6 protein-coding genes are annotated in these 6183 nt (G+C 61.9%); 2 read left to right on the forward strand and 4 right to left on the reverse strand.

From position 1 onward, the window contains the following. From EN914_RS20375 to EN914_RS20390, 4 genes are all read right to left on the reverse strand, one after another. On the reverse strand, nucleotides 1-956 hold a 956-nt coding region (locus tag EN914_RS20375), incomplete at its 3' end, for an ABC transporter permease (RefSeq protein WP_164778818.1). 116 nt (nucleotides 957-1072) lie between these two features. Beyond that, nucleotides 1073-2092, reverse strand: coding sequence for a sugar ABC transporter substrate-binding protein (locus EN914_RS20380; protein WP_013530435.1), 1020 nt, complete (start codon nucleotides 2090-2092; stop codon nucleotides 1073-1075). Between the two features lie 158 nt (nucleotides 2093-2250). Next, a complete protein-coding gene (locus EN914_RS20385) occupies nucleotides 2251-3189 on the reverse strand; it encodes a threonine/serine dehydratase (protein WP_024503982.1) in 939 nt (312 codons plus the stop codon). Further along, entirely contained in the window at nucleotides 3179-4246 is a 1068-nt protein-coding gene (locus EN914_RS20390) for a succinylglutamate desuccinylase/aspartoacylase family protein (protein ID WP_013530437.1), read from the reverse strand. Before EN914_RS20390 ends, EN914_RS20385 begins: the two co-directional genes overlap by 11 nt. Nucleotides 4247-4376: 130 nt before the next feature. Here EN914_RS20390 and EN914_RS20395 point away from each other — a divergent pair, with 130 nt between their 5' ends. After that, the gene (locus EN914_RS20395) at nucleotides 4377-5162 is read left to right on the forward strand and encodes an IclR family transcriptional regulator (RefSeq protein WP_024503981.1); all 786 of its coding nucleotides are present in this window, start codon (nucleotides 4377-4379) and stop codon (nucleotides 5160-5162) included. 130 nt (nucleotides 5163-5292) lie between these two features. After that, nucleotides 5293-6042, forward strand: coding sequence for a GntR family transcriptional regulator (locus tag EN914_RS20400; protein WP_024503980.1), 750 nt, complete (start codon nucleotides 5293-5295; stop codon nucleotides 6040-6042). The last annotated feature ends 141 nt before the right edge of the window (nucleotides 6043-6183 follow it).

Consider the following 6183-nt stretch of genomic DNA (forward strand, 5'->3'; position numbering starts at 1 on the left):
GTCTTGAACAAGGCGGCGACACTCTCCGGCTGGCTGGTGAGAACGGCCACCAGAATGAGGCTCGCGGTCACGAAATAGATCAGGATCTGCGGCACCTGCAGGAAGGACAGGCCGGTGTTGATGACGCCCAGCAGCAGCGCCCCGATCGCCGTTCCCCAGATCGAGCCCTGGCCGCCGGAGAGTTTCGTGCCGCCGATGATCGCGGCTGTGATGGCTGTAAATTCAAGGCCGGTGCCGGCAAGCGGCTGTGCCGAACCAAGGCGGCCGATGGTGAGGATCGCGCCGAGCCCGGCTGTCGCACCGGCAATCAGGTAGACGGAGATGCGCACGAGGTCGACGGGAACCAGAGAGGCCCGCGCCGCCCCCGCATTGCCGCCGATCGCATAGATCCAACGCCCGTATACCGTTCGATTGAGCACGAACCACCAGAGGCTCAGGCAGATGGCGGCGATGATGACGGAGACCGGCAGCAGGCCGATTGTCTCGCGTCCGGCGAAAAGCAGGACCGGATCGGCGACCGCGATGCTGGATGCGCCGGAGAGACTGAGCGCCAGGCCGCGCGCGAACGCCATGGTGGCGAGCGTTGCGATGAAGGGAGAGATGCCGGCAAAGCCGATCAGCGCTCCATTGAGCAGACCTATCGCGGCACCGCCACCGATCGCGGCGAGAAGGCTCAGGCTCGCCGAGCCGGTTGCCGTATAGGCAAGACCCGCGGCGATGCCGGAACAGGCGAGGTTGCTGCCGACGGAAATATCGATGCCGCGCGCGATGATCACGGCCGTCATGGCAAAGGAGATGAGGGCGATGACCGCACTCTGCTGCGCGATGCTGACAAGGTTGCCGGTCGACAGAAAGCGCGGATCGATCCAGCCGAAGACGGCGATGGCGACCAGCAGCACCGCGATGAGAACCGGTTCGTTGCGCCGTAGTAACGGAGAGGTCCAGGACTGGAACATGGGTCGGTCCTCTTATCGAGCATCATGCGCGGTCACCACGGAAGCGGCGACGGCGATCGTCAGGAAAAGGGGACGCCGGATGATACGTCATCCGGCGCTTGAGCCGCTTTAGGCTGTTACTTTGCCAGGGTCATGGCGGTCGCCGGAACCTTGGGACCGAGTTGCTCGGTATAGTTCTTGGCTTCCACCGCCTCCTTGTCGGTGTTGATGTATTCGAAGGTGAGGCCATCCGCCTTGAGCTTCGCCGCCGTCGCATCCGAGGTCACGAAATAGGTCGGCATGTAGAGATCCTGCGGCAGCTTTTCGCCGTTGGCCAGGCGAGCGGCAACGGCGATGTTCCAGTAGCCGACACGATAGGCGCCGGTCAGCACGTCCATCACCATCTTGCCGTCGTCGATCAGCGGCTTCATCTCGGCGTCGCCGTCATAGCCGCCGTAGAGCAGCTGGGTTCCCATCGAACTGGCAACGGAATCGGCTGCCAGGCAAAGGCTGTCGGAGATGCAGCCGATGGCCTTCAGGTCCGGATAGGTGGTGAGCCATGTCTGGGCGGCATTCGTTGCCTTGGCTGCGTCCCAGCCGGTCGGCTCGATGCCGACGACCTTGATGTCCGGAAACTCCTTTTTCAGGGTTTCGACAAAGCCTTTTTCGCGCGTGTCGGACACGAAGTTGCCACGCGAACCGACGAGCAGGGCGACTTCGCCCTTGCCGCCAAGCGACTTGCCGAGCGCGCGGGCAACCATCGACATGTTGTCGTAGTCCGGATAGAGCGTCGAATAGTTCGAGCCTGCCTCGACCTTGTTGCCCATGGTGATCACCGGAATGCCGGCGGCGGTGGCTTTCTGGATCACCGGAATGACCGCGTTCTTGTCGATCGGATCGATCAGGATCGCGCTGACGCCCTGATTGATGAAATTCTCGATGATGCTGACCTGTTTTTCCAGGCTACCCTCGGCGCTCTGCCAGGTGGATTTCACCCCATAGTCGGCGGCAGCCACGTCGCCAGCTTCCTTCATGCGGACGAAGAAGGAGTTCTGCAGGTCGATTGCCGCAAGTCCAAGAACCTTTTCCGCGGCAAGCGAGGGCGTTGCGATGGCGAGTGCAAGCAGAGCAATGGATGCTTTCAGGGAAATGCGCATGTTTCAGTTCTCCTCTTGTTGCGACAGGACGATTCTTCGCCTCTTTTTCATGTCCCGCACGACGACCGTCCCAGCGACAGGCATTCCGGCGGTATTCCGCGGCACTCGTGCCGTATCCATGTCGGGCCGCGTCCTGCGTGGACCGGCCTTTCTCGACCTCAGCCGTTCAGGCCTTCGACACCGGCGCCGCAGACAAGCCCGGCGATGCGGGCGCCGCGCGGCGGCTTGAAAGCTCCGCTCATCAACGCGGCCAGCGATGCCGCGCCGCTGAGGTCGGCGGCGATGCCGAATTCGAACCAGAGCACTTCAGCGGCTTTCTGCATGTCCGCATCCTCGACAAGGACGATGTCGTCGACGTGCTTGGCGACGATCTCGTAGATACTTTCGTCCGTGCGGCCGCAGGCCATGGTCGCCACCTTCGTCGTTATCTCGGGCAAGCGAACGACACGGCCGGCAGTCAGGGACGCGTGAAGGGTCGGTGAACCGGTCGGCTCGACACCAACGATCCTGGCGTCGGGTTTGACGTGCTTCAGGACTTCGGACATGCCACTGATGAGGCCGCCTCCGCCGATCGCGACGATATAGATGTCGGCATCGGGAATCTGGTCGACCATCTCCAGCGCCACGGTTCCCTGGCCGGACACGATCTGCGCATCGGCGAAGGGATGCATGTAGAAGGCGCCGCGCGCTTTTGCCTCGGCCGATGCAGCCTCATGCGCTTCATCCCAGACCTTGCCTTGGAAGCGAACGTCAGCGCCCCATTTGCGCAGCTTTTCCGCCTTCAGCGGGCTTGCATTGTTCGGCAGGTAGATGGTGGCGGGAGCGCCGGCCCGGGCAGCCACATAGGCGGTGGCCAGGCCGTGATTGCCGCCGGATGCGGCGACCAGTCCGTTTTCGATCCGGCCCGGCTCGAGCGTTTTCACCCGGTTCGTGGCGCCCCGGATCTTGAAGGAGCCGCTCACCTGGAGGCATTCGAGTTTCAAATAGACATCATTTTGGAGGTTCGCGCCCGTGGCATGGTCGAGCTTGACGACCGGGGTGCGCCGTATGAAGGGGGCAATGCGCCGGGCAGCCGCCATGATGTCTTCATGGCTCATCGGTCAGTGCCTCCGGATATTCGTTGGCCAGCACGAAACAGCAATTCCCCGGGCGCACGCGGCCGGGTTGACGCTTGGCGAAAACGATGCCGTCGATGGGGTGAAGGAGATCGATGGGCGCGCGCGACGGCGTGTGGAGGAAGTGAATGCGTCCGGCAAGGTCGCCTTTGCTGACGGCACTGCCGAGCGGGCTCAAGGGTTCGAAAACACCGTCCTCCTCGGAAAGCAGATAGCCTTCGCTTCCGGGCACCTTGAGCACGCGTGCGTTGGCGCCAGGGGCAATGTCAGGCGCGCCCTTCAGGACGCCTGCATGTTTCAGCACATTGCGGATGCCCCTGCGGCAGATGGCCAACGCATCCGGACTGACAAGGCCGCCGCCGGCCATCTCGCTGCCGATGACGATCAGCCCCTGGTGATTGGCGGACGCGGTCGAGGTCCGGGTTTCACCGAGATTGTCGACCATGACAACGGTCGGCGCCCCGAAGGCGAGCGTCGCCTTGATGTTCTTGCGATGCCCCTGCGCGGTCGGGGAGGGCTCGATGATCGCGCTCGGCAGGATCATCAGGGACGAACCGCCGGAGTGGAGATCCAGGAAGTAGTCGGCCTTCGGAAACAGGATGTCATGCACATAGGCCGCTATCTGGCTTGTCAGCGTGCCGTTGAAATCGCCTGGAAAACTGCGGTTGAAATTCAACCCGTCGACCGGGGAGGTGCGGGTGCCGGCCTCGACGGCCCGAATGTTGATGGCCGGAATCGCGATGATGCGACCGGCTATATCCCGTGGATCGATCTCGCGCAGAAGCTCGCCGAGCGCGATCGGCCCCTCATATTCGTCGCCATGGTTGCCGCCCTCGATCAGGACCGTCGGACCGTCTCCGTTCTTGATGACGGCGAGTGGAACGCGGACCGTGCCCCAGGCATCGTCGTGCGGCGATTGGGGCACATGGAAGAAGCCGATCTGCTTGCCCTCGCGATCGAAATCGACCGACGTGTAAACACTGTTGTTCCGCGGCGTGATGGTCGCGCGGACAGTGTTTGCTGGTCTCTGTACGGTCATTGGTCGGCCTCGAAATTCATTGTCCCCGTCATCATGTCAGTTTTATATATGGTGTCAAGTTTGGATATAAAACCAATGGCAATTCCGATTTCTTGTCTCTATCGTGCGTGGACCACCGGGGATTCTTCGAATGGCAGATGACGCAAAAGAGAGTGGCAAACCGACCTATTCGGCCCCGGCGCTGACGAAGGGTCTGGATGTCCTGGAGCTGCTGGCGGAGGCGCGGGCGCCCTTGACGATGAAGGAGATCGCGGAAGGCCTCGGTCGTTCGAAGAATGAGATTTTCCGGATGCTGATCGCGCTCCAGGAGCGTCAATATATCGAGCGCAACGCCGAGACCGACGCCTATTCGTTGACCGACAAGCTTTTCAAGCTGGGGCTGCACACGCCGAGCGCTCAGGATCTCATGTCCGCCGCAATGCCCGAGCTGACGCGGATTGCCGGGGACTCAAATCAGTCGCCGCACCTGGTCGTCTTCAATCATGGCTTGACCGTCGTGACCGCGGCCGTTCCCGGCGGCGAGGACATGGCGTTCACGCTGCGCCTCGGCTACGGCCGCCTGGCCACCGACGCGACCTCCGGCCATGTGATCCTTGCCTTCCAACCGCCAAAGGTCGCGACGCGGATGATCGACGAATGTGCGGCACATTCGCCGGCGCCGCTGGATCGAGAGGCGCTGGAAAAGCAGCTTCGTACCATCCGCGCGGACGGTTACTGGATGCGCGAGAGCCGTGATTTCGTCGGCATCACCGATATCTGCTGTCCGGTCATCGGACCGGACGGCAGCGCCGTCGCCTCCATTATCGTCGCCTATATCAATCGCCATACGCGTGAAAGCCGCCATGCCTTTACTCTGGAGGTCCTGCGTGCTGCCTGCGATCGCATCTCCATGAAGCTGTCACCGAAGGTTCGCTGAGGGGTCGTGGTGCGCTGACGGCGCGGACGAGGCACCGCCCGCGGGACGTTTGCACCGGATTGATAATACCAGTATGGGTCCAGTCAGGAATGTTTTGATCCTGGGTGCTTCTCGCGCGGGAGGAAGAGCAATGACAACCGTGAACCTGATCGGGCTTGTCAGTCGGGAGATGGAAGCGACAGCCTCCGATGTGCCGCTTTACCGACGGTTGAAATCGGCGATCGAGGCAGCGATCCGTTCCAACGCTTTAAAGGCCGGCGCGGTTCTGCCGGGCGAGCGGGTTCTGGCGGAAGCCCTGTCGATCTCGCGTGTCACTGTGAGAAAAGCTCTGGCGTTGCTCGAAGAGGAAGGGCAGCTCAATCGCCGGCATGGTTCCAAAACCGAGATCGGGTCGCGGGTCGAAAAATCGCTTTCGACGCTGACGAGCTTTTCGGAGGACATTCTGGCGCGCGGCCTGAAGCCTGGATGCCTATGGCTTTCCAAACAGATAAGCCGTCCATCGCCAGCCGAAATGATGGCTTTGGGTATTGCCGCAAACACCAATGTAATCCGCATGCGCCGCGTGCGGACGGCCGATGGCGCGCCGATCGCCGTCGAGGTCTCGGCCGTGCCGGTTCGCTTCCTTCCTTCGCCCGAGATGGTTCAGGACTCCCTCTATGAAGCGCTAGATGCATGCGGCTTCCTGCCTCAGAGGGCAATCCAGCGCATGCGCTCGCGCGGCGCATCGCTGGAGGATGCAAGACACCTTCATTGCGAGATGGGCGCACCGCTGCTGATGACCGAGCGCCGCTGCTTTCTCGCCGACGGACAGATCGTGGAATACTGCGAGACACGCTACAAGGGAGACGTCTACGACTTCGTCTTCGAGCTGCAAAGATAATACCAGTTATGAACTGGTTGTAATCTGGTATTTTCCATTTATCGTGATGGCGACAGGGGAGTGCCGACGTGCAGCGACAAGACATCGCCAACAGTCTCATCGTGTCCTGCCAGCCGGTTCCCGGCGGCCCGATGGACAGTG

Origin of the sequence: Mesorhizobium sp. M7A.F.Ca.CA.001.08.2.1, assembly GCF_003998455.1 — a bacterium.
GTDB lineage: Bacteria > Pseudomonadota > Alphaproteobacteria > Rhizobiales > Rhizobiaceae > Mesorhizobium > Mesorhizobium ciceri.

Coding starts and splice junctions, on each gene's coding strand:
- EN914_RS20385 (WP_024503982.1), bottom strand. CDS start 3,189: ATGAGCCATGAAGACATCATGGCGGCTGCCCGGCGCATTGCCCCCTTC.
- EN914_RS20395 (WP_024503981.1), top strand. CDS start 4,377: ATGGCAGATGACGCAAAAGAGAGTGGCAAACCGACCTATTCGGCCCCG.
- EN914_RS20380 (WP_013530435.1), bottom strand. CDS start 2,092: ATGCGCATTTCCCTGAAAGCATCCATTGCTCTGCTTGCACTCGCCATC.
- EN914_RS20390 (WP_013530437.1), bottom strand. CDS start 4,246: ATGACCGTACAGAGACCAGCAAACACTGTCCGCGCGACCATCACGCCG.
- EN914_RS20400 (WP_024503980.1), top strand. CDS start 5,293: ATGACAACCGTGAACCTGATCGGGCTTGTCAGTCGGGAGATGGAAGCG.